This is a genomic window from Streptomyces olindensis, assembly GCF_040645895.1.
Classification (GTDB): Bacteria; Actinomycetota; Actinomycetes; order Streptomycetales; family Streptomycetaceae; genus Streptomyces; species Streptomyces olindensis.
In genome coordinates this window covers 1-22,874 of the sequence record NZ_JBEYZD010000089.1, presented here as the reverse complement: position 1 = coordinate 22,874, position 22,874 = coordinate 1, and the positions used below count along the sequence as shown (strand labels likewise).

The 22,874-nt window shown below is 70.4% G+C and carries 18 protein-coding genes; 6 read left to right on the top strand and 12 right to left on the bottom strand.

What is annotated here, in order from left to right:
- Window positions 1-53: 53 nt before the first annotated feature.
- From ABZ948_RS36110 to ABZ948_RS36085, 6 genes are all read right to left on the bottom strand, one after another.
- Complete coding sequence (locus ABZ948_RS36110) at window positions 54-851, bottom strand: hypothetical protein (protein ID WP_359766910.1); 798 nt, start codon at window positions 849-851, stop codon at window positions 54-56.
- 206 nt (window positions 852-1,057) lie between these two features.
- Window positions 1,058-1,462, bottom strand: a complete 405-nt coding sequence (locus tag ABZ948_RS36105) for a peptidase inhibitor family I36 protein (RefSeq protein ID WP_359766908.1) — start codon at window positions 1,460-1,462, stop codon at window positions 1,058-1,060.
- 276 nt (window positions 1,463-1,738) lie between these two features.
- Window positions 1,739-4,381 (bottom strand): hypothetical protein, encoded by a 2,643-nt coding sequence (locus ABZ948_RS36100; RefSeq protein ID WP_359766906.1) that lies wholly within the window; start codon window positions 4,379-4,381, stop codon window positions 1,739-1,741.
- A gap of 156 nt (window positions 4,382-4,537) precedes the next feature.
- Window positions 4,538-4,948, bottom strand: coding sequence for a DUF6113 family protein (locus ABZ948_RS36095; RefSeq protein ID WP_359766905.1), 411 nt, complete (start codon window positions 4,946-4,948; stop codon window positions 4,538-4,540).
- On the bottom strand, window positions 4,945-5,805 hold the full coding sequence (mshB, locus tag ABZ948_RS36090) for an N-acetyl-1-D-myo-inositol-2-amino-2-deoxy-alpha-D-glucopyranoside deacetylase (protein WP_359766903.1): 861 nt from the start codon (window positions 5,803-5,805) through the stop codon (window positions 4,945-4,947). Before mshB ends, ABZ948_RS36095 begins: the two co-directional genes overlap by 4 nt.
- A gap of 29 nt (window positions 5,806-5,834) precedes the next feature.
- Window positions 5,835-6,029: a hypothetical protein gene (locus ABZ948_RS36085; protein ID WP_030842840.1), complete on the bottom strand. Its 195-nt coding sequence runs from the start codon at window positions 6,027-6,029 to the stop codon at window positions 5,835-5,837.
- A 177-nt stretch (window positions 6,030-6,206) separates the two neighbouring features.
- Between ABZ948_RS36085 and ABZ948_RS36080 the strand changes: the two genes are divergently transcribed.
- From ABZ948_RS36080 to ABZ948_RS36055, 6 genes are all read left to right on the top strand, one after another.
- Window positions 6,207-8,330 carry a S9 family peptidase gene (locus tag ABZ948_RS36080; protein ID WP_359766901.1) on the top strand — a complete coding sequence of 708 codons (2,124 nt, stop codon included), beginning with the start codon at window positions 6,207-6,209 and terminating at the stop codon, window positions 8,328-8,330.
- Window positions 8,331-9,040: 710 nt separating this feature from the next.
- Entirely contained in the window at window positions 9,041-9,814 is a 774-nt protein-coding gene (locus ABZ948_RS36075; protein WP_359766899.1) for a hypothetical protein, read from the top strand.
- A complete protein-coding gene (locus ABZ948_RS36070; protein ID WP_359766897.1) occupies window positions 9,811-10,551 on the top strand; it encodes a CYTH domain-containing protein in 741 nt (246 codons plus the stop codon). Before ABZ948_RS36075 ends, ABZ948_RS36070 begins: the two co-directional genes overlap by 4 nt.
- Window positions 10,548-11,834, top strand: coding sequence for an MFS transporter (locus tag ABZ948_RS36065; RefSeq protein ID WP_359766895.1), 1,287 nt, complete (start codon window positions 10,548-10,550; stop codon window positions 11,832-11,834). Before ABZ948_RS36070 ends, ABZ948_RS36065 begins: the two co-directional genes overlap by 4 nt.
- A complete protein-coding gene (locus ABZ948_RS36060) occupies window positions 11,831-12,952 on the top strand; it encodes an insulinase family protein (protein WP_359766893.1) in 1,122 nt (373 codons plus the stop codon). Before ABZ948_RS36065 ends, ABZ948_RS36060 begins: the two co-directional genes overlap by 4 nt.
- The gene (locus tag ABZ948_RS36055) at window positions 12,946-14,130 is read left to right on the top strand and encodes an insulinase family protein (protein WP_359766891.1); all 1,185 of its coding nucleotides are present in this window, start codon (window positions 12,946-12,948) and stop codon (window positions 14,128-14,130) included. Before ABZ948_RS36060 ends, ABZ948_RS36055 begins: the two co-directional genes overlap by 7 nt.
- Window positions 14,131-14,231: 101 nt before the next feature.
- Here the strand turns inward: ABZ948_RS36055 and ABZ948_RS36050 are convergent, their stop codons facing one another.
- The 6 genes from ABZ948_RS36050 to typA form a co-directional block, all read right to left on the bottom strand.
- On the bottom strand, window positions 14,232-15,380 hold the full coding sequence (locus tag ABZ948_RS36050; protein ID WP_037757765.1) for an ABC transporter ATP-binding protein: 1,149 nt from the start codon (window positions 15,378-15,380) through the stop codon (window positions 14,232-14,234).
- Window positions 15,373-16,431, bottom strand: coding sequence for an ABC transporter ATP-binding protein (locus tag ABZ948_RS36045; RefSeq protein WP_435857753.1), 1,059 nt, complete (start codon window positions 16,429-16,431; stop codon window positions 15,373-15,375). The genes ABZ948_RS36050 and ABZ948_RS36045 overlap by 8 nt, the downstream gene beginning before the upstream one ends.
- 11 nt (window positions 16,432-16,442) lie before the next feature.
- Window positions 16,443-17,405: an ABC transporter permease gene (locus ABZ948_RS36040; RefSeq protein ID WP_359766889.1), complete on the bottom strand. Its 963-nt coding sequence runs from the start codon at window positions 17,403-17,405 to the stop codon at window positions 16,443-16,445.
- Entirely contained in the window at window positions 17,398-18,327 is a 930-nt protein-coding gene (locus ABZ948_RS36035; protein ID WP_031119180.1) for an ABC transporter permease, read from the bottom strand. The genes ABZ948_RS36040 and ABZ948_RS36035 overlap by 8 nt, the downstream gene beginning before the upstream one ends.
- 132 nt (window positions 18,328-18,459) lie before the next feature.
- Entirely contained in the window at window positions 18,460-20,073 is a 1,614-nt protein-coding gene (locus ABZ948_RS36030) for a peptide ABC transporter substrate-binding protein (protein ID WP_359766887.1), read from the bottom strand.
- A gap of 632 nt (window positions 20,074-20,705) precedes the next feature.
- Window positions 20,706-22,613, bottom strand: a complete 1,908-nt coding sequence (gene typA, locus ABZ948_RS36025) for a translational GTPase TypA (RefSeq protein WP_359766885.1) — start codon at window positions 22,611-22,613, stop codon at window positions 20,706-20,708.
- Window positions 22,614-22,874: the final 261 nt, after the last annotated feature.

Below are 22,874 nucleotides of genomic sequence, written 5' to 3'. Positions count from 1 at the left end.
TCGGCGGTCCTCACTCCCGCATGACAGATGTCATGGTGCCTGTCGGGCGGGGCTCAGCGGAGGACCGCGGCCGCCTTCCGCAGCGCGTTCCGCCACATCTGCCGGACCTCTCCGAGCTCCTTCTCGTTGGCCTCGATGATCTTGTTCTGGTAGGTGGTCTCGACGGACTGCCAGACCGCCACGTAGTCCACCTGCCGCTTGCACTGCACATCGGCCACCGCGGTGGCGATCTCGCGCGCCTTGGTCTTCTTGCGGGCGGCCGGGTCCCCCGCGTCCTCGGTCCACCAGGCCGGGTCGCCTGCGGCGGCGTGGGGGTTCGCGTACGGGTGGCCGGCCTTCTTCATGCAGGCGCTCCACCGGGTGTTCGCGGCCTTGGCCCGGCTGTCCGCCTCCGTCCGCTGCCAGCCCTGCTGCTGCGCCAGGTCGACGGCGTCCAGTGCGTCTCCCTGCGGCGGCAGGCCGAGCTGCTTCAGTGCCTCGCCGCGGCAGCCGCCCGTGCGGCTCGTCGCCTTCGACGTCCCGCCACGGCCCGTGTAGGCCTCGGTGACCTCGTCCGTCATGAGGGTCTTGCGCTTCTTCTCCTGCCGCGCTTCCTCGGCCAGTTGCTCCGGGGTCACACCGGGCGGCGGAGCCAACTGGTACCCGTGGACGCGCACGGCTTTCGGGTCGGTGACGCCGTAGCGCCGTTCGTTGGCCGAGCGCGCCGCGCCGAGCCGCTCCGGGCGGGCGGGCCAGGTGAATCCCTTCGCCTTCATGCACGTCCCCGCCAGCTTGTCGACGGCCCGGTCGAGAACGGCCTGCTGCTCCGCGCTGACGCCGTAGGAATCGAGGGGGAGGACCGGTACCGGCACACCGGCGACGGTCTTCGTGGCCGGGGAGGGAGAGGCGTCGGGTTCGCTTTTCGTCCGGTCACCCGACTGACATGCCGACAGCACCACGACGGAAAGGGCGGCAACGCCGACGGCCAGTGAGCTCTTCCGCATCAGGTCGGACGCTTTCTACGATGACGGAACGCCGAACGGGATGCGCCCCCTGGAAAGGGGGCGCACCGTCGCGTTCAGTTCGGGCAGGCGGAGTTCGAGCCGAAGCAGTGCGAGCTCGCCGTGTTGTCGTTGGGCACCTGGTTGATGTGCTCCCCCGGCGGGATGCCGACGAGTGCACCGGTGTAACCGGAGTACTGGTAGAAGTACACCAGGGTGTCGGGGTCCAGGTTCTTCACCGAGGACATGGTGTTGTCGATGGCCGTGCTGGTGCCGTAGTAGGTGCTGCCGCTGTAGGTGCTCTTGCTGTAGAGCGTGTCGTACAGGCCGCCGCTGTAGTTCGCGAGTCTGTAGATACAGACCTCACCGCCGCCCGAGGACTCGCACACCCCGTTGTAGCTGCCGGCGGAAGCGGTGCCGCTGAACCCGAGAACCAGGGCCGCGCTCGCCAGGCCCACGAGGGCTTTCCTCTGTGCGCTCATCCACTCACCATCCTGTACTCAGACCCGCAGAGGTCGGCAGGGCCCCGGAATGAGCGCACGACGAATCCCCGACCCCATGGGGTGAACTTGGTTCGGCCCATGCGCCGGAGTGATCTTAGGCAGTCTTTATGAGTGCAGGAGGGATCAATTTCGGTCATTCGAAAGCGGTTTCCGGACGCCCACCGCCCACGTCCTCCGCACACGAAAGAGCGCCCCGGCTGTCGACCGGGGCGCTCCTCCAACTGTCGACCGGGGCGCTCCTCGAACTGCTCGTCGCTAGCTGGGATTCGTCTCGATCACAGCGACGCGGTCCGCCGCCGTCTTGCCGAGCAGGGCCTGGCGCATGGCTCCGATGACGTCGTCGGGCGTCACCGGGGTCTTCTTGCCGTTGCCCCGGGTGATCAGCACGCTGTCCCAGGCTCCGCCGTACAGCTTCTTCAGGGCGGGCTTGTCGTAGTACTCGACCAGCTTGTTGCCGACCGGCTTGACGGCGAGGAACCTCCAGAGGGAGTTCTGGGGGCTGAACCGGACCTCCACGCCGCCCGCCTCGACCGTGACGATGCCCGACATCGCCGGCTTGGCGAACTTGTTCATCATCCGGTCGACCTCGGCGTTGGAGATCTTCGGCTGCTGGGTGGTCGTCGGGACGTCGACCGGCGTGGCCGTGCCGGTCTCCACCTGGGCGCGGTACGCCTCCTCCACCGCCGCGGTCGACTTGTCGAGGTCGATGCCCTTGCCCGCCTTGCCGTAGACGGCGACGGCCTTGCCCGGCTCGAACTTGATCGTGCCCTCGGTGACCGAGCCGGCACCGCCTGCCGCGTCCTCCAGGGAGGCGTGCAGCTTCTCCTCGTCGACGGGCATGACGGGCGTGACGACCCGGTGGTTGCCGAACAGCGAACCGATCACGGAGACCGGGTTGTAGTCGCTCTTCGCCGCCGCGTCGGCCGTGGCGTCCATGTCGAACTGCAGGCCCGCGTTGTCCGGGTCGAGGGCGACGGTCCTGCCGTCCACCGACAGCTTCAGCTCCTTGCCGACGCGGCCGTCGAAGGCCTCGTCCAGCTTCTTGACCGCGTCGTCGCGCGTGCCGCCGCCGATGTCGACGCCGAGCACGGTGGTGCCCTTGGGCACGTCGGTGCGGTTCATCAGCAGGCCGGCGCCGTAGACGCCACCGGCCAGGACGACCACGCCGGCGGCGAGCAGCACGAGCTTGCTGCGCCCCTTCTTCTTGGGCGCCTTCGCGGAGCTCGCCGGGGTCGGCGCAGCAGGCTCGGGCAGCTTCGGGGCCGTGTGCGGCACGGGGCCGTCACCGGGCGCGCCCGGGCCGAACGGCGAGGCCGTGCCGGGCGGTACGACGGGGATGCCGCTGGTGACCGTGTGCCCGGAGACGTTGTCGTGGCGGGGGGCGTAGCCCTGGCCGTCCGGCGGCTCGGGGGCCGGCTTCTGCGGGGTGAGGATGGCGGTGTCATCACTCATGCCGCCACCGGGGCCTGCGGCGCCCTGGCCTGCGGCGCCGGGGCCGGTGGGGGCGCCGGGGCCTCCCGGTCGGCCGGGGTCGTTGAAGGCGCTGGGAGCGCCGGGCGTGCCAGGGGCGCCGGGCGCGCCGGGGCCACCCGGGCCACCGGGTGCGCCGAAGGGGCCAGGGCCGCCGGGACCGCCGCGCTCGTCATATCCACCGGGGCCGCCGGGGCCACCAGGGCCGTTGGGAGCGCCACTGGGGCCACCGGGAGCGCCGCCAGGGCCGCCGGGCTTGCTGTATGCACCCGGGCGACCGGGGCCGCCCGGCTCGTTGAAGGCACCGGGCCCGCCGGGGCCACCCGGCTCGCCGAAACCACCAGGCCCGCCGGGGCCACCCGGCTCGTTGAAGACACCAGGTCCGCCGGGGCCACCATGCCCCCCGGGCTCACCGAAACCGCCAGGCCCACCAGGTCCCCCGGGCCCACCAAGTCCACCGGGCCCACCCTGCCCAGGCTCCGGAAAACCGCCGTGCCCGTTCTGCTCGTGGAAGGCGGCACCGGCCGGCGGCACCATCGGGCCGTCGCCGGTGACGGGGCCACCGGTCGGGCCGGCCGGTCCCTGGGTGCCGGGGCCGCCGTTCTCGGTGAAGTCGCGCGACGCGCCCGGGTCGCCGTAGCCGCCCTGGGCGTCCCGGCCGCCGCCGTTCTCCGAGAAGTACGGCAGGTCGTCGCGGCGCGGTTCGCCGCCGCTGCCCGGGGCGGGACGCGAACCGCTGCCGAGCGGGCCCGCCGCCAGTGCCTCGGTGACGTCGAAGGAGCCGGTGCCGCCGCCGTGCCCGGGCGCGACGGGTCCGCCGGTCGCGCCGCCCGGGAGCCCAGCGCCGTTCGTACCGCCGGACCGGGAGCCGCCCGGCGCGCTCATGGAGCCGACGACGCCTCCGGGCCGCCCGGCACCGGGCCGTGCCCCACCGGACGCACCCGCGCCGGACCCGGACGCCGCCGGACCCGAACCACCCGGCAGACCGGCCCCGTTGCTGGAGCCGCCGCCCTGACCGCCCTTGCCGCCACCGGACTTGCGGGGTGCGAACCAGTCGCTGGACGGCTTGTCCTCGGCGGGCTGGCCCGGCTCGGCGGGAGACTCGACCGTGCCCGTGCCCCGCGACGCCGCGCCACCCGGCGCCGTCGGCGCCTCACCGCGCGGGGCGGTGTCGCCCGGGCCGTCCGCTTCCGCGACGGGCTTGCGCACCACCACCGGCGGAATGGGCCGCGACCCGGGGATGTTGATCCGGATCCGGGTCGTCAGCGTGGTCTCGGTCTTGCGTTCCTCCGGCCGCGCGGCCGAACGGTCCGCGCCCGTACCGTCGTCGGAGACCGCCGGGGTCCCGTACGGCGGCGTACCCGACGGGTAGGCGGCTCCGCCGCGCCCGTTGGGCCCGGAGGACGGAGTGTCAGTTTCACGACTCAAGGCAGGTTCTCCCGGTTGGCTCCGCCGCCCGACACGACCTCACGCGGGCAGCTCGGCGGCGCGCACCACCATACTGGCCACTTCTCGCCCGTATCCCAGGACCGCCATGGAAACCCACACCGGACCCCCACGCGCAGGTCCTGGCGAAGTGGTACGTCACTTGCCAAGTCGGACGGGACCACCCTCGGGTTGCCGCCCCGGGGCGAAGGTGGCGCAGATCACAGCCACGGCGATGCCGCCGAGCAGGAAGAGATAGGAGCCGCTTCCCGCGGCGAAGAGGAAGTCGCCCTCCGGGCGGCTGGCGGTGAGCAGGATGACGGCGAGCATCCACCCGGCGGCGGCCGCGACGCCCCCGGCCCGGCCGCGCGTGACCCGCGCGGCGCCGAGGACGAGTCCGGCCTCACCGGCCAGCGCGAGGATCAGACCGCCCGGGAACCACCCGGGCTGCACGAGCGCCCCGGCCGCCCCGACGACGGCCCCGAGCAGGAAGAATCCCAGGCAGGCGGCGGCCCGTCCGACGGAGGGCGGCCTGATCGGCTGGGCGAGCATCGGCGTCCGGTCGCTCATGAGGCCTCCTCGACACCGGCGAACAGGTCCGTCTCCCACCCGCCGGAGCCACGCTCGCCCCGCACCAGCTCGTAGTACTCGGTCGTGAGGATCGGCTGGGCGAGTTCGTTGGACAGCACGAAGTACGGCCCGGCCACGGTGATCTGGGTGGCGTGGGCGCGCATCGCGGCGGCCTTGGCGGCGGCGTGGGCGGTGCCGTCGATCACGGCGGTGATCCGCTCCTCGGCCACGACACCGGGTACGTCGTCGACCTCGGCCGTCTTGGTGAAGGGGGTGCCGGGCAGGTCCTCCCGGAGCCGGGCGAAGGACTGCTCCACAACGGGTCGGGGGACCCGATTCCAGTAGATCTTGGGGATCTGCCAGCCCCCCTCGGCGGACAGCTCGGCGGCGCGCATGGCGACGCGGTGGGCCTGGATGTGGTCGGGGTGGCCGTAGCCGCCGTTGTCGTCGTAGGTGACGAGGACCTGGGGGCGTACCTCGCGGATCACCTCGGCGAGGTGGGCGGCGGCCTCGTCGACGTCGGCCTGCCAGAAGCAGGCGGGGTCGTCGTTGTCGGGCAGGCCCATCATCCCGGAGTCGCTGTAGCGTCCGGCGCCGCCGAGCAGGCGGAAGTCCCGGACGCCGAGCTCGGCCATGGCGGCGGTGAGCTCGCTGCGGCGGTGCTGCCCCAGGGCGGCGCCGGTCAGGTGGGCGAGCTCCGGCGGGATGACTTCGCCGCGCTCGCCCAGGGTGCAGGTGACGAGCGTGACGTGGGCACCCTCGGCCGCGTACCTGGCCATGGTCGCGCCGTTGTTGATCGACTCGTCGTCCGGGTGCGCGTGCACCAGCAGCAGACGCCGAGAGGGCAGTTCCGTCATGGACCCCAGCCTACGAGGTCCCGCGACGGTCAGAACTTGATGCTGCCGATCATGCCCGCGATGTTCGTCGTCAGCTCGTTGATCGTGGGAGCGACGGTCGAGGAGGCGAGGTAGAAGCCGAGCAGCATGCACACGATGGCGTGCCCCGCCTTCAGCCCTGACTTCTTGATGAGCAGGAAGACGATGATCGCCAGCAGCACCACCGCCGAAATCGAGAGTGCCACGGCGGCTCACCTCCAAAGATCCACAGGGGCGCGGGGGGTCGGACTATGGGGGCATTAAATCCGTACAGCAGCCAGCAGGTTCATACCCACTATGCGACATTGATCATAACTATCCGTCCGTGCGCATCGATCGGCGCACGGCCGCACAAGGGGGCGCATGGCCAATATGGTCAGGGCATGACGACCGAGCCTGACTCCTTCCCCCGACGGCACGCCCGTACCCAGCGCTTCACGCTCGGCGCGCCGCGTTCGTTCACCGTGGCGCCCGACGGTTCGCGTGTCGTTTTCCTGCGCTCCGGTTCCGGCACGGACCGGGCGAGTGCGCTGTGGGTCCTCGACACGGAGGAGGGCGGGGAGCGCGTGGCCGCCGACCCGCGCGCCCTGCTGGGCGGCGCCTCGGAGGACCTCTCGCCGGAGGAGCGGGCCCGGCGCGAGCGCAGCCGCGAGGGCGGCGCCGGCATCGTCGGGTACGCGACCGACTCGGCCGTCGAGTTGGCCTCTTTCGCCTTGTCAGGGCGGCTTTTCGCGGCCGAGCTGCGGGCCGGGACGGCGCGTGAACTGCCCACTGAGCACCCGGTGATCGACCCGCGTCCGTCGCCCGACGGGCGGCATGTCGCCTATGTGGCCCGGGGCTCGCTGCGGGTGGTGGGCGCCGAGGGAGAGGGCGACCGGGCGCTCGCCGAGCCGGAGTCGGAGAATGTCTCGTTCGGACTGGCCGAGTTCATCGCGGCCGAGGAGATGGGGCGGGCGCGCGGTTTCTGGTGGGCCCCGGAGTCGGACCGGCTGCTCGTGGCGCGCGTGGACGACACGCCGGTCGAGCGGTGGTGGATCGCCGACCCGGCGCATCCGGAGCGGGAGCCGCAGCGGGTGGCGTATCCGGCGGCGGGCACCGGCAACGCGGACGTGCGGCTGTTCGTCGTCGACCTGGACGGGGCGCGCACGGAGGTGGTCTGGGACCGCGCGCGGTACCCGTATCTGGCACGTGTGCACTGGTCAGGGGCGGGTGCGCCGCTGCTGCTCGTGCAGTCGCGCGACCAGCGCGGCCAGCTGATCCTGGCCGTGGACCCGGACTCGGGCGCGACCCGGATGGTGCACGCCGACGAAGATCCAACATGGCTGGAACTTTTCGCCGGGGTGCCGTGCTGGAGCCCGTCCGGGCAGCTGGTCCGGATCGCGGACGAGGGCGGTGCGCGGGTGCTGGCGGTCGGGGAACGGCCGCTCACGGGAGCGCAGTTGCACCTCAGGGCCGTGCTGGACGTCTCCGACGACGACGTACTGGTCTCCGCCTCGGCGGGCGAGGAGGCACCCGCGGCGGAGACGGGCGAGGTGCACGTGTACCGGGTCAACGAGCTCGGCGTGGAGCGCGTGTCGCAGGAGCCGGGCGTGCACGCGGCGGTGCGGGCCGGGAGCGTGACGGTCCTGGTCTCGGCGACGCTCGACCGGCCGGGTTCCCGGGTGCGGGTCCTGCGCGACGGAAAACCGACCGCGACTGTCCGCTCTTACGCCGAAGACCCCGGTATGTCCCCCCGCGTGACGCTCACCGAGGGGGGCGCACGCCGCATCCCGTGCGCCGTGCTTATGCCTCGGGACTACGCCGGTGACACCCCCCTGCCGGTGTTGATGGACCCCTATGGGGGCCCGCACGGCCAGCGGGTGGCCGCGGCCCACAACGCGCACCTCACCTCGCAGTGGTTCGCGGACCAGGGCTTCGCGGTGGTGGTCGCGGACGGCCGCGGCACCCCGCACCGCTCCCCCGCCTGGGAGAAGGCGGTCCACCACGACTTCACGGTGTCGCTGGACGACCAGGTGGAGGCGTTGCGGGACCTCGCGCAGCGGTACCCCCTGGACCTGTCCCGGGTGGCGATCCGCGGCTGGTCCTTCGGTGGCTGGCTGGCGGGCCTGGCGGTGCTGCGCCGGCCGGACGTCTTCCACGCGGGGATCGCGGGCGCGCCGGTGACGGACTGGCGGCTGTACGACACGCATTACACGGAGCGCTACCTGGGCGCCCCGGCGGAGCACCCGGAGCCATACGCGAAGAGCTCCCTGGTCACCCCGGACGGCCTCGCCTCCCCCGCCGAGCCGCACCGCCCGCTGATGATCGTGCACGGCCTGGCCGACGACAACGTGGTGGTCGCCCACGCCCTGCGCCTGTCCTCGGCCCTGCTGGCCGCCGGCCGCCCGCACGAGGTGCTGCCGCTGTCCGGGGTCACGCACATCACCCCTCAGGAACAGGTCGCCGAGAACCTGCTCCTCCTCCAGGTGGACTTCCTGAAGCGCTCCCTGGGCCTCTCGGGCACCTGAGCACGGCAACGGGCCGGGGCGACATGGCGCGCCCCGGCCCGTTTACGGCACCCGCACGGCCGTACGCTGAACAGCCTGACGCGTCCGTATATCGGGACCGGGTCGGCCAAGTTGCCTGCGTGTTAACGCGATTGCTGCGGATGTGTGCGCTTATGTCACGCCCACCGCAGGCCCTCGCCCGGCGCGGGAACGCCCCGGCGAGCCCCTGCCCGATGTTGCGCGTGTCGGAAAACATCCGACACTCCCGCGATCCACATCCGATCGGGTCCGTTTCACCACAGACCACGCGGGTTGCCGCGACCAGGGACCAAACGCCGACACGGCAAAGACGCTGCAAAATCAGAAATTATCCGCAAGGAAGCATTCCGGACAACCTCATGAGCCACATTGTTCGACACCGGAACAGGTGCTTAACATGAATCGGCCACAAGGCGAGGAGGCGGAGAATTTTCGGCAACGTCTCTTTTCCTCTCCTCCGCCCGACGGGCCGATACATATCCACGCGACAGAAGGAGGAAAGAATGTCCGAGGCACGCATCGACGTTCTGGTTTCCGAGCTCGAGGAGCTGGAGCTGGAGTCGGACACCCGTGAGGCGCTCGCGGCCACGCAGGCCGGTTTCACCTCCGCCTGACGAAGTGCGCGGGGCGGGAGACATCCGATACATGTCTCCCGCCCCGCGCGGCTCCGCTATGAAACGGAGACCGCCGCCATGATATCAGAGGCCGATGCGCGCCGTCTGCTGCAGCGCTTTGACGAGCTGGAAATCCGCTACACCGAACGCTACGGCCCCTTGTCCCAAGCCCGCACCTTCCTGCTGGTCGAGGAATTGGTGACGATTCGCCACGGAATTCTGGAATCCGCCGCGGAAGCCACCGGCATACTGACGGGGCGGCGGGACGAACTCGTCTTGAGGATCCAGGAGCTCTACGACGCGAGCCCCTTCCCGGCCGGCCCCCCACCACCGGTTCGCCGGCTCCCGGGCAGCTCCGCGCTGATCGAGTTCGATCGCGCGTACTTCGCCGAGCGGTACGCCGCCGCCTCCCGGTCCGTCCGGCAGGAGACGGTCCGGCTCCAGGACTGGCGGCCGTCGCCGCAGACACGCCCCTCGGCCTACATGTACGTCGTGGACGACCGGGGCGATTTCCTGGTGTGGACGAGACCCTTCCGAATGTCCGACCTCGTACTGGGGCGGAATCGGGCGACCGTGGACGGGGTTCCGGTCGCCCATCCCATGCTGGTCCCCGAGCGACTCCGGGTCCAGGCGGCCGGCGAAGTCACCCCCGTCCTTTCCGACAAACTCCAGGGACTCGTCACCAACCTCAAGTCCGGGCATTTCCGACCGCCCCCTGCAACCGCCGCGGCGGTGCGCCGGGCCTTCAGCAGGAGTCTGGGTCTGGACGAGCACGAGTGTGACGTTCTGACGGTCCCCGAGGCGCCTTCCGGAACCGTTCCAGAAGTAACAGGACAAAGGAACAACAGGTGACCGCCGAAACCATCTCATCGGTCAATGTCGAGTACGAGCACAAGTGGCGTATCGACCATGTGGCCGCCGACTGGAATCCGGAAGAGCCGGAAAACGGCGACGGGCTCGTCCGCAAGGTACTCGACTCGGTCGAGTCCAACCTCGGCGCGACCGCCGGAGAACTGCACACGTTCACCCAGTCCGCGATCTATTTCGACACGCCTTCCTGGGACCTGGCGGAGAACGACATTTCTCTCGCCGCCCTGGTCAATTACGGCGCGCTGAGCGGAACCGGCTGGCTGGTGCTCAAGGAAACCGTGCGCTGGCACGGTGACCGGCGGGAGGCGCTGGAAGTCGCCGAGTCCGTCCCCACCCGTGAGCTGACGCGGCGGATGTCCCGCGGAGACCTTGCCCCGTTGCGGCGGATCGAGCGACGGCTGCCCGTCGCGGCCGAGTCCCTGCGTCCCTACGCGAAGGCCGTCCAGCGGCGCCGCAAGGCGCTTCTGCGGCTGGACGGCGGGGCGGTCCTCGCCACCACCCTGGACAGCAGCAAGCTGAGCGGCGCCGACCAGGCAGCGGAGTCGGGTGCGGCGCACTGGTGGTTCGAAGCCGAGGTGAACTCCGGCGACCTGAGGGTTCTTGACGTGCTGGAAGCCACCGCGGCGGCGGTCCGCTCCGTCTTCGCGGTGGAGGCGGACCACACGACGAAGCCTCAGGAGGCGGCCCGGCTGGCGGGTTGGGGGGCGGCCGGCCGATGAGCGCACCTGCCGCCGGCACCAGCTCCCAGCCGACGAAGAGCCCCGGGCTGGGAGTGCCCTACGCCCTGCTGTGGGCGGGGCAGCTGTGCTCCATGACGGGCACCATGGTGCAGTACATCGCGCTGCCCCTGTGGATCCTGTCCGTGACCGGCTCCGCCGTGGCCGCCGGTGTCGCCTTCGCCGTCGAGACCCTGCCCATCGTGGTGCTCGCGCCCTGGGCGGGGGTGCTGGCGGACTCCCTCCCGCGCCGTCGGCTCGTGGTGGCGGCCGAAGTGGCGTCGGCCGTCATCGTCCTCGGCATGGTGGCCGCCGTGGTGGCGGACAACGTGCCGTTGGCACTGCTGGGCGCCGCGGCGGTCAAGGCGATCAACACGGTCTCGACGCCGGCGCTCCAGGGCCTGCTGCGTGAGATCACCCCGGCGGAGTCGCTCCTGCCCAAGGCCGTGTCCCGGTTCGAGGGGCTCACCGGCGCGACCATCGTGCTCGGCCCGCCGCTCGGAGCCGTCCTGTTCGCGCTCCTCGGCGCTCCCGCCGCTCTCCTGTGCAACGCGGGCTCCTTCCTCCTGGGCGCGTTGTGCGTGTGGGCCATCCACGTCCCCCGCAAGGGGGCCGGCACCGAGGCCGACTCCTCCGGCGAGGCCTCGGACGACCGCGACGGGGCCGCCGTGCCGCAGGCTCCTCGCCGTCAGCGCCCCCGTCTGTCCGACGGGCTCACCACGGTGCGGCGCAGCCCGGTGCTGCGCTCCCTGCTCTTCGCCGAGGCCGCCTACTTCCTGTGTTTCGGCGGCGCCACGGCGGCCATCGTGGCCGAGGCCGCCCGGACGGTCGGTGACGCGCGCGCGGGCTGGTACCCGGCCGCCGTCGGAGCCGCTTGGGTCCTGGTCTCCATGACGATCCTCCCTTCACGCGATTGGGCGCCCGGCTCCGCGCTCGTCCTCGGCGCGGGCTTCGTCCCGCTCGCGGCGGGGGCGATCGGCCTCACGGAGTTCGCGCCCCTGCTGTGGCTGGTGGTGGGCGGTCTCCTCGCCGGGGTGGCCAACTCGCTGATCGCGTCCGGCGCGTCCCTCGGGTGGCAGCAACTGGTCGAACCGCACTCCATCGGGCAGGTCATGGCGTTGCGGCGCAGTGTCGCGAACGGGGCGCTGGCCCTGTCCTCCGTCCTCCTGCCGTTCGCCTGCCAGCGGCTCGGGACGACCCCGGTGCTGGTCGCCGCCTCCTTCCTGACGCTGGTGCTCATCACGGCTCTGGTCGGCCGGCGGCGTCTGCGGGGGACGGCGGCATGAGCGAGACCGGCGTGGCCGGCAGGCCGGTGCAACGCCTGTGCGCCGAGGGCGGGTTCGTGGACCGGCCGCACGGCCTGGCGTCCCTGGCCGTGACCCTGATGACCGCGCCCGTCACCGGCACGACCCTCAGCCGGGCCGTCGCCGACGGGCGGGACCTGCGTGCCGTCCTCACGGCCCGCTCACTCCACCTGGCCGTGTCCGGCCCCCCGGAACACGCATGGCCGGTCGGCGGGCTGGCCGACAACCCCGTGGGAGAACCGGTCCTCAAGGCCGTACGCGCTCTGCACCTCAAGCAGGCGCGGGCCGAACTCGCGGACCCCGTCGAGCGCGCCCTGCACTCCGTGGAAACCGCCGTCTGGGGCGTGAGCCGCTGGTCGCGGTACTGGGGCCACGGCGGCCCGGGCCGGCCCGAACAGGCATGGACCGGCGAGGCGGTCGTCCGGGTCCTGGCGCAGTGGCGGCCGACCGCCCCGACACCTCGCCTCGGGGCGGGACACCACGCCGTCCCGGCAACCGGCCCCGGCGTCTGGCGGGGCGGCGCGGACGAGGAGACGACGGCCGCTCCGGCGGATCCGCCCCCGGCGGACGGGCGGGCCGAGATCGCCGTGGCCGTCCCGCTGACAGGCGATCACCCCGGCCTCTCGGCCGTGACGGCGTCCGTCCTGCTGGGCGCTCCGCACAGCGGGCGCCTCTACGTCAGCCTGCGGGAGCGCTACGGAGTCGCCTACGGAATCGCGGTGGTCCCCCTGGTGCGGGGTGCGCAGGCGGCCCTGCTGGCGGTGGTCAGCACCACCACGTCACGGGCTGCCGAGTGCGCGAAGCGGCTGGCGGACGAGATGCGGGCCTTCCTGTCCGCTCCCCCGGACCCCGCGGCCGTGGCCGGCGCGCAGATCGCGGCGGCCCGGCTCAGGACGGTGGCGGCGGCCCGGCTCGCGTCGGCGCTCCCGCTCACCGCCGTCCAGCGCTGCCTCCTGGAGGCCGGCAGCACGTCCGGTGGTCCGGCCCGCGACCCGGTCGAGGAGCCGCAGGCCCGCGTACCGGACGGCGCGCGACCCCGGTGGGCTGTGCACGGGCCCGGGGCGGATGTGTGGGGACCGAGGGTTCGGGAGGCGTGGTGAAGGGGGACTGGGACGTCCTGGGGGCCGCCTGGCCCGAGAGCCGGCTGCGGGCGGTCGACCTACCGGATGCGGAGTACGTCGCCCTGGGGCTGGTCGTCCCCGTCGGGTTCGCCGACGACCCCTCCCACGCGCCCGGCGCGGCCCATCTGTGCGAGCACCTGGCGCTGCGCGCCGCACGTCTCGACTCCCCCGACTCGCCGGTCGTCTCCGCCGTCACCCTCAGCCACACCACGGTCTTCCGCACGGAGACCGTGCCCGCCGCCGCGGACGAGGCGCTGCGCGCCCTGTTGAGGATCGCCCGGCCGGAGCCGGGCTTCCCGGGAAGCGGCACCTTCACCCAGGAGCGGTCCGTCGTCGCGCTGGAGCTGAGCATGACGGCCGCGTCCCCGATGCGCTCCCTCGGCGCCCGGGTCGCGGGGATGCTCGCGCCCGGGACCGGCCTGGCGCGGGAGCACGACGCGACGCCCGCGTCCGTGACGTCCCTGCCGGAGGACGTCGTCGTGCCGTTCCTCCACCGCCACTACCAGCTCTCCCGAGCGGCGCTGGTGGTCGCGGGCAAGGGGGCGTCGGACGTGCTGAACACGCTGGCCGAAGAGGGAGACCCGGGCGCCGCGGCGTTCCCCTCACCGGCCCGGAGGGCTGTGCCCGAGGACCGTCGGGCGAGGGGGAGGCTGCCCTACTGGGGCGTGGCCGTCCCGCTGCCCGCGGCCGGCGAGCGCCCGGCCTGGTACCTCTCCCTCGTGGACGCCGTCCTGAGGCCCGGAGGCCCGGTCAACCGTCTGGCACGGTCACTTGAGGTTCCCCAGGTGGGAACCGCCGTCCTGACCTCGCCCCTGGGCGGCCTGGCCGTCTCGGCGCACCGCCCGCCGCCGGACCCCGACCACGCTGACCGGACGGCGTCCGCCCTGCGCGGCGGTCTGGCCGAGGAAGCCGACGCCGGCCGGACGGCTCCCGCCACGCTGTCCCACGCCGCCCGGGCCCACGCGGCGGCGCGGAGCCGGCTGACCGACCCCGCCCACGCCCGCGACGCCCTCCTCGCCGACGTCCAAGGGCTCGGCCCCACCTGGGATTCCTGGGCGGAGGACATGGAGCCGTCGGCCGCCGCGGCCCTGCTCGCGGACCTCCTGCGCGACGCCGTCCCCTGGCAGCTCGCCGGTGGAACGGCGTCCGCGGTCTGACCCGGGGCGGTGAAGGCCCGCCCGGCAGGTGCCCCGGAGATGCCCGAAGGGCCGGCTTCCTTGGTGAAACCACCAGGGAAGACCGGCCCTCTGACAGGGACTCAGGCCGCGTGGACCACGTCCTTCTCCTCCGCGAAGTGGCAGGCCGACTCGTGGGCCGCCGGGGAGTCCGAGCCCTGGAAGCGCTCCGGGATGGCCAGGAGGGGCACCTCCTGGGCGCACTTGTCCTGTGCCTTCCAGCAGCGGGTGCGGAAGCGGCAGCCCGAGGGCGGGTTGGCCGGGGACGGGACGTCACCGGTGAGGATGATCCGCTCACGGCCCTCGCGGGACTCCGGGTCGGGGACCGGGACGGCCGACAGCAGCGCCTGGGTGTAGGGGTGCGTCGGGTGGTCGTAGATCTCCGTGTCCGTGCCGATCTCGGCCATCTTGCCCAGGTACATCACGCCCACCCGGTCCGAGATGTGCCGGACGATCGACAGGTCGTGCGCGATGAAGAGGTAGGACAGGTTGAACTCGTCCTGCAGCTTCTCCATCAGGTTGATGACCTGCGCCTGGACGGACACGTCCAGCGCCGAGACCGGCTCGTCGCAGATGATGATCTCAGGGTTGAGCGCGAGGCCGCGGGCGATGCCGATGCGCTGGCGCTGACCGCCCGAGAACTGGTGCGGATACCGGTTGATGTACTCGGGGTTGAGGCCGACGACGTCCAGGAGTTCCTGGACCTTGCGGCGGCGGTCGCCCTTCGGCGCCACCTCGGGGTGGATCTCGAAGGTCTCCCCGATGATGTCGCCCACCGTCATACGGGGGTTGAGCGAGGTGTACGGGTCCTGGAACACCATCTGGATGTTCCGGCGGACCGCCTTCAGCGCACGCCCGGACAGCTTGGTGATGTCCTGGCCCTTGTAGAAGATCTCGCCCGCGGTCGCCTTCTCCAGCATCATCAGCAGCTTGGCGACCGTGGACTTGCCACAGCCGGACTCGCCCACGATGCCGAGCGTCTCGCCCTGGTAGAGGTCGAAGGAGACCCCGTCCACGGCCTTGACCGCGCCGACCTGCTTCTTGAAGAGGATGCCCTGGGTCAGCGGGAAGTGCTTGACCAGGTTGCGCACCTGCAGGATCGGCTCGCCGCGCTCGACCGGCGCCTGCATGGCGGCCACGGCCTCCTCGTCGGTGGCGGCGTCGACCGTCTCCACCTCGGTGACGTTGGGGGTGGCGTCCATGGACTCGTCCGTCTTCTCCAGCTCAGCCATGGATCGTCTCCTTCCAGAAGTGGCAGGCGCTGCCGCGGCCGGCCAGCTCGCCGCCGTCCCGCTCGGTGACCTGGTGCAGCGGCGGGACGTCCGTACGGCAGATGTCCTGCGCCTGCGGGCACCGCGGGTTGAAGGCGCAACCGGACGGGATCCGCGTCAGGTTGGGCGGCAGGCCCTTGATCGCGTACAGGTCCTGGCCCTTCTGGTCCAGGCGCGGGATCGAGTCGAGCAGGCCCTTGGTGTAGGGGTGCGCGGGCCGCTTGTACAGCTCGTGCACCGGGGCGGTCTCCACGATCCGGCCCGCGTACATCACCGCGATCTTGTCCGCGACGTCGGCGACCACGCCGAGGTCGTGGGTGATCAGGATGAGACCCATGTGGTACTCGCGCTGCAGCTCCGCGAGCAGGTCCATGACCTGCGCCTGGACCGTCACGTCGAGGGCCGTCGTGGGCTCGTCGGCGATGATCAGGTCCGGCTCCAGGGCGAGCGCCATCGCGATCATGATGCGCTGGCGCATACCGCCGGAGAACTGGTGCGGGTAGTCGCTGACGCGCTCCTTCGCCGCCGGGATCTTCACCCGGTCCATCAGCTCGATCGCCTTGAGCTTGGCGTCCTTCTTGGACATGCCCTGGTGGACGCGGAACATCTCGCCGAGCTGGTAGCCCACGGAGAGCACCGGGTTCAGCGAGGACAGCGCGTCCTGGAAGATCATCGCGATCTTGCTGCCGCGGATCTTCCGGCGCTCCTCGTTGGACATCTTCAGCATGTCCTGGCCGCGGAAGAGGATCTCGCCCTTGGGGATGCGGCCGGGCGGCATGTCGAGGATGCCCATGATGGCCTGGGCGGTGACGGACTTGCCGGAGCCGGACTCGCCGAGCACGGCGAGCGTCTCGCCCGCGGAGACGGAGTAGTTGACGCCGTTGACGGCCTTGGCGACCCCGTCGCGCGTGCGGAACTCCACGTGCAGGTCGCGGACTTCCAGCAGCGGGCGGTCCGCGCCCCCCGAGCCGTCGGGGGCGGGACTCTCGGCCACTTCATCGATGATGGTCACGTACGCCTCCCTCAGCGCAGCTTGGGGTCGAGGGCGTTGCGTACCGCATCGCCGAACATCAGGAACGACAGCACCGTGATCGAGACCATCACCGACGGGATGATCAGGGTGTGGGGCGCGATACGGAGCTGCTCACGTCCTCGCGCGACGTCACCGCCCCAGGATACCGCCGAGTCACCGAGACCCACGCCCAGGAAGGACAGGGTGGCCTCGGCCGCGATGTAGCCACCGAGCGCGATGGTCGCGACGACGATGATGGGCGCGAGCGCGTTGGGCAGGATGTGCCGGAACAGGATCCGGGACGTCGAGGCCCCGAGCGCCTTGGCGGCCACCACGTAGTCCGACTGCTTGATGGTGATGACGGCACCGCGCGAGACACGGGCGATCTGGGTCCAGCCCAGGAAGGCGAGGGCCATGATGACGACCCAGACGGTGCGGTCGTCGAAGGAGTTGAGCACGACCAGGGCGCCGAGCAGGAACGGGATGCCGAGGAAGATGTCGGTCAGCCGCGACAGCAGGGTGTCGGTCCAGCCGCCGAAGTAGCCGGCGATCATGCCGATGATCGTGCCGAGGATGGTGACGGCGACGGTGACGCCGACACCGACGGTGATCGAGGCGCGGGCACCGTAGACGACACGGGCGTAGATCGAACGGCCCTGCACGTCGTAGCCGAGCCAGTCCGGGGCGAAGAAGTGCCCCCAGTTCGGCTTGCCCAGGTAGTGCTTGGCCAGGTCGGCGTCGCGCGGCGAGGCGCTGGTGAACAGGCCCGGCCAGAGCGACATCACCAGCAGGAACGCGATCAGCACGGCCGATATCAGGAACAGCGGGTTGCGCCGCAGGTCGTGCCAGGCGTCGGACCAGAGGCTGCGCGCCTTGTCGGGAGCCGGGCCGGCCTCGGCCACGACCACGCCCGCGGTGCTCACGGTGTCACCGGGAAGGGCTTCGACCTTCTTCTCGACGGTCTTGTCAGGCATACCGGATCCTCGGGTCCAGGACCGCGTAGAGCAGGTCGACGATCAGGCTGGCGGCGAGGTAGATGAGCACCATCAGCGAGGCGATTCCCACGACCGTGGCGCCCTCACGCCGGCTGAGCGCGTCGTAGATCTCGATGCCGATGCCCCGCACGTTGAAGATGCCCTCGGTCACGATGGCGCCGGTCATCAGGTTGCCGAGCTCGATGCCGAGGAAGGTGACCACGGGGATCAGCGAGTTGCGCATCAGGTGGACACCGATGACGCGGCGGCGCGGCAGCCCCTTGGCCACGGCGGTGCGCATGTAGTCGGACCGCAGGTTCTCCGCGATCGACGTGCGGGTCAACCGGGCGACGTAGGCGAGCGAGAGGGACGCCAGCACGATGGCGGGAAGCATGAGTTGGGAGAAGTTCGTCGAGTCCGTCACCGTGGGCGTGGTGATCGACCACTGGAACGCGAACAGGTACTGCAACAGGAAGCCCAGCACGAAGGACGGCATCGACACGAGGACCAGCGTCAGGGTCAGCAGTCCGCGGTCCCGCAGCGTGTCGGGGCGCAGGCCGGCGACGACACCGAGGCCGATGCCCACGAGCGTGACGAAGGTGAACGCGAAGAGCGTCAGTCTGAGCGTCACCGGGAACGCGTCGGCGATGATGTCCGCGATGGGCCGCTGACTGGCGATCTGGGTACCGAAGTCGCCCTGGAACAGCCCCATCATGTAGTTCGCGTACTGCTGAAGGAGCGGCTGGTCGAGGCCGAGTTCCTTCTTGATGCCCGCGACCACTGTCGGGTCGTACGCCTGATCTCCCATCATCGCCCGGACGGGATCGCCGGGCAGGGCGTACATCATGCAAAAGATGATCAAGGTTGACCCGATGAACACCGGGATCATCTGGAGCAGTCGTCGTGCGACATAGCGCCCCATAGGTGCCTCCGTGAGGGGTTAACGCAGGTACGGGGGCCGTCTCCTGGTGACGAGACGGCCCCCCGAACCTCCCGCCGCCACCGGGGCGGCGGCGGGCTTACGGCCGAGTGGGAAGAGCCCGCAGGACTCCTCTTACTTGGTGGTGACGCCCCAGACCTCGAGGTCACCGTGGAAGTCGACGTTGACGTTGTCGACGTTCTTACCGTGGCCGCCGTTGATGCGGTAGTACCAGAGCGGGATGGCCGGCATGTGCTCGACCAGCTTCTTCTCGACCTCCTGGAAGGCCTTCACCGACGCGTCGAGGGACTTGGCGTTGTCGGCCTTGTTCATCAGGCCGTCGATCTCCTTGTTGGAGAAGCGACCGTTGTTGGCCTCGGCGGTGGTGTGGTACAGCTCCTTCATGAAGTTGGCGTTGACCGGGTAGTCGGCGACCCAGCCACCGCGGTACATGCCCTTCACCTGGTCGTTGTCACGGGCCTCGAGGTCCGTGGCGAAGTCCGGCTTCGGGTCGCCGACGCAGTCGACGCCGGTGGCCTTGCGGATGGACTCGCAGACCGCGGTCACCCACTCCTTGTGTCCACCGTCGGTGTTGTACTGGATGGTGAACTTGTTGCCCGGGACGCCGCCACCCTCCTGGATGAGCTGCTTGGCCTTCGCCGGGTTGTACGTGAACACGTCCGTGTCCAGGTTCTGGTAGCCCTTGACGCCCGGAGGCGTGAAGCCCTTGGCCGGAACGCGGGTGTTGTTCAGAACCGTCTTGGTGATCGTGTCGCGGTCGATCGCCATCGACAGACCCTGCAGGACCTTCGGGTCGATGTCCTTGAAGGTCTTGGAGTAGAACGCCGGGGTCAGCGTCTGGATGGCCGCGTACGGCTGGTCGATGGCGCCGTCGCCCAGGTCCTGCTTGTACTTCGGCAGGTCCGTCGGGCCGACCTGGCGGATCATGTCCAGGTTGCCGGAGACGACGTCCTTGTAGGCGGCTTCGACCGTCGTGTAGTTCTTGAACTGGACGCCCTTGTTCTTCGCCTTGTTCGGGCCCAGGTAGTCATCCCAGGCCTTGACCTGGATGAGCTTCTTGTGGTCCCACTTCTCGAAGGTGTAGGGACCGTTGCCGACCGGCTTCTGGCCGAAGGCCTTCGGGTCGTCGTAGAAGACCTTGGGCAGCGGGGCCCAGGTGGTGTAGCCGAGCTTGTAGTTGAAGTACGGCATCGTGTACTTCAGCTCGATGGTGAAGGTGTGGTCGTCCACGGCCTTCAGACCGGACATGGTCTCGGCCTTCGGCTCGCCCTTCTCCGGGTGGACATCGTCGTAGCCCTTGATGTCCTGGAACCAGAAGGAGTTCTGCTGGTTGTTCTTGATGTTGGCGTACCAGTTCCAAGCGTCGATGTACGACTTGGAGGTGACTTCTTCGCCGTTGTGGAACTTCCAGCCCTTCTTGAGCTTGACCGTCCACGTCTTGGAGTCGTCGGTGGTGACCGACTCGGCGTTCGTGTAGACGATCTCGCCCTTGGCGTCGAAGTCCAGCAGCTGCGTGAACAGAGCCTGGATGACGTACGAGCCGTTGGTCTCGTTGGTGTCGGCCGGGATCAGCGGCTTCTGCGGCTCGCCGACGTCGATCGAGACGTATCCCGCAGGCCCGGAACCCTTGTTGTTCCCCTCGTCATCACCGCTGCCGCCGCAGGCGGTGGCGGCCAGGGCGACGACTATCGCCCCCGCGACCCACTTGGCGCTCTTGGCACCGCGCATGGGTTCCTCCTATGAAGTCATTGGTTCACCGCAAAGGGAGCACAGACAGACCACCGCCACCGCCCGTCGCCGGTGCCGGAAATCGTCAGGTGCCCCCGCGCTCGTGAGTCGCGCCGCTGCCGGCGAGTGACCCTTCATCCGAGCTCTACGCGCCTAACTATCTGCCAAACACCAGGACCGAACCACACTCTCGAGGTCTCGGTTCGATCACAGCTCGCGTATACATCTTCCAAAATCCGGACAAAGGGTTTGGTGAAAGATCCCTGCGAAACGGACTTGTTACACATCTATCGGTGGCGACTGTCCGCATTCCGGACGCGAGAGTGAGATAAACCGCTTGCGACTACCGTGGCTCCCGTGCATGGGGCCGCCGGCGGTTGTCGCGCGCTCAAGAGGGCGTTGCCACAAGGCTGTTGTCCGGGCCCGGGGCAGGGCAGAGCGAGGCGTTCCGCAGCAGGGTAGTGGGAGCGGGGCGTTCCGGACGGCCGTCCCCGGCAAATCGAGGGTTTTCCCTAACCCTTCCCTCGGCGTTGCCCCTCTTTTAGGGAACGGCAAGGAACGGCAGGGGAACAGCGGCGAACAGCGCCGGGCACCCCGCCGGAAGCGGGGTGCCCGGTGTCGTCAGGGGAGCGTCAGCCGTGCTTGGCGCGGCTCGCGGCCCGGGCGCGCTCGCGGGCGTCCAGGTTCACCTTGCGGATGCGCACGGCCTCCGGGGTGACCTCGACGCACTCGTCGTCGCGGCAGAACTCCAGGGACTGCTCCAGCGACAGCTTGCGCGGCGGGACGATGGACTCCGTCACATCGGCCGTGGACGACCGCATGTTGGTGAGCTTCTTCTCCTTGGTGATGTTGACGTCCATGTCGTCGGAGCGGGAGTTCTCGCCGACGATCATGCCCTCGTACACCTCGGTGCCCGGCTCCACGAAGAGCACGCCGCGCTCCTGGAGGTTGGTCATCGCGAAGGCGGTGACCGCGCCGGAGCGGTCGGCGACCAGGGAGCCGTTGTTACGGGTCTGGAGCGCGCCGAACCAGGGCTCGAAGCCCTCGTGGATGGAGTGGGCGATGCCCGTGCCGCGGGTCTGCGTCAGGAACTCCGTACGGAAGCCGATGAGGCCGCGGGAGGGCACGACGAACTCCATGCGGACCCAGCCGGAGCCGTGGTTGGACATGTTGTCCATGCGGCCCTTGCGGACGCCCATGAGCTGCGTGACGGCGCCCATGTGCTCCTCGGGCACGTCGACGGTCATGCGCTCGACCGGCTCGTACGTCTTGCCGTCGATCTCCCGGGTGACCACCTGCGGCTTGCCGACGGTCAGCTCGTAGCCCTCGCGGCGCATGGTCTCGACGAGGATGGCCAGCGCCAGCTCGCCGCGGCCCTGCACCTCCCAGGCGTCCGGCCGCTCGGTGTCGAGCACGCGGAGGCTGACGTTACCGATCAGCTCGCGGTCGAGGCGGTCCTTGACCTGGCGGGCGGTGACCTTGCGGTCCTTGACCGCCGCCTTGTTGTCGGCGCCCTTGCCGGTGGCGCCGCGGCCGACCAGCGGGGAGGTGTTGGTGCCGATGACCATGGAGATCGCCGGCTCGTCGACGGTGATCAGCGGCAGCGCGACCGGGTTCTCCGGGTCGGCCAGGGTCTCGCCGATCATGATGTCCGGGATACCGGCGACGGCGCAGATGTCACCGGGGCCGGCCTTCTCGGCGGGCTTGCGGGTCAGGGCCTCGGTCATCATCAGCTCGCTGATGCGGACGTTGGCGACGGACCCGTCGCGCTTCATCCACGCGACCGTCTGGCCCTTCTTCAGCTCGCCCTGCTGCACGCGCAGCAGCGCGATGCGGCCGAGGAAGTTGTCGGCGTCCAGGTTCGTGACGTGCGCCTGGAGCGGGGCCGACTCGTCGTAGGTCGGGGCCGGGATGTGCTCCAGGATCGTGGAGAAGAACGGCTCCAGGCTGGTGGAGTCGCCCGGGACGGTGCCGTCGGCAGGCTTGGTGAGGGAGGCCACGCCGTCACGGCCGCAGGCGTAGACGATCGGGAACTCGATCTGGTCCTCGTCGGCGTCCAGGTCGAGGAACAGGTCGTACGTCTCGTTGACGACCTCGTCGATCCGCGAGTCGGGGCGGTCCGTCTTGTTGATGCAGAGGATGACGGGCAGCCGCTGCTGGAGCGCCTTGCGCAGCACGAAGCGGGTCTGCGGGAGCGGGCCCTCGGAGGCGTCCACGAGCAGGACGACGCCGTCGACCATCGACAGACCGCGCTCGACCTCGCCGCCGAAGTCGGCGTGGCCGGGGGTGTCGATGATGTTGATGGTGATCGGGTCCCCGCCGTCCTTGGGGTGGTACTTCACCGCCGTGTTCTTGGCGAGGATCGTGATGCCCTTCTCACGCTCCAGGTCGTTCGAGTCCATCATGCGGTCGTCGACCGAGTCGAGCTGGTGGGCGGCGAAGGCGCCGGCCTGCTTCAGCATGCCGTCGACGATGGTGGTCTTGCCGTGGTCGACGTGGGCGACGATGGCGACGTTGCGGATGTCGTGGCGCGTGGCCATAAGAAGGCGTACTCCCGGAGTGTGAGGAATGCCCTGCGCGTACGTCGGTGGTGCGCGGGCCCTGCCGGGCTCAACATGCCACGGCCTCACCCCATGGTACGGGTCCGCTCCCGCTGGGGTTAGCCAGGATACGTCGGTGCAGTTCAGGGCCTTGTTTATGAAGTGCTCGGCCGCGGACGGCTTCACGGTGCTCCGCCACGGCGAAGTCCCGCCGAACGACGGCGGGCTGGCCCTCGGCCAGCTGGTGGTCGCGGCACACCT